The sequence below is a fragment of the Citrobacter cronae genome, assembly GCF_016893685.1.
GTDB lineage: Bacteria > Pseudomonadota > Gammaproteobacteria > Enterobacterales > Enterobacteriaceae > Citrobacter > Citrobacter werkmanii.
In genome coordinates, this window is sequence record NZ_CP069763.1 from 4,384,071 (window position 1) to 4,384,931 (window position 861).

Annotated in this window: 1 protein-coding gene; it reads right to left on the reverse strand. The window is 49.1% G+C overall.

The window, feature by feature from the left end; all coding sequences use genetic code 11:
• On the reverse strand, positions 1–860 hold an 860-nt coding region (galF, locus tag JSN25_RS19175; protein ID WP_204525254.1), incomplete at its 3' end, for a UTP--glucose-1-phosphate uridylyltransferase GalF.
• Between the last annotated feature and the right edge of the window lies 1 nt (position 861).

Below are 861 nucleotides of genomic sequence, written 5' to 3' on the forward strand. Positions count from 1 at the left end.
AACTTAGCCCCTTCCTTCAGATTACGCAAACCATACTTAACGAACGCCTGCATATAACCCATTTTTTTACCGCAGTCGTAACTGTCGCCCGTCATTAACATGGCATCGACAGACTGTTTTTTCGCCAGCTCTGCAATCGCATCTGTTAACTGAATACGTCCCCACGCGCCAGGTTGTGTATGCTCTAATTCAGCCCAAATATCAGCCGAAAGCACATAGCGCCCTACCGCCATCAGATCGGAATCCAGCGTTTGCGGCTGATCTGGTTTCTCAATGAATTCAATGATACGGCTGACTTTACCTTCGTTGTCCAAAGGCTCTTTGGTCTGAATAACGGAATACTCCGACAGATCACCATCCATACGCTTAGCCAGCACCTGACTGCGCCCGGTTTCATTAAAACGAGCAACCATGGCAGCCAGATTGTAGCGCAGAGGGTCCGCACTTGCTGTATCCAGAACGACGTCCGGTAATACAACGACGAACGGGTTGTCCCCGATAATTGGGCGAGCACAAAGAATTGAATGACCAAGACCGAGTAATTGCGCCTGGCGAACGTTCATGATAGTCACGCCTGGAGGACAGATGGACTGCACTTCAGCCAGCAACTGGCGCTTGACGCGCTGCTCAAGCAACGATTCGAGTTCATAAGATGTATCGAAGTGGTTTTCTACTGCATTCTTTGACGCATGCGTTACCAGAACGATTTCTTTAATGCCAGCAGCTACAATCTCGTCGACAATGTATTGAATCATCGGCTTGTCTACGATCGGCAGCATCTCTTTAGGGATTGCCTTCGTGGCAGGCAACATGTGCATCCCGAGGCCCGCTACCGGAATAACTGCTTTCAAATTAGTCATT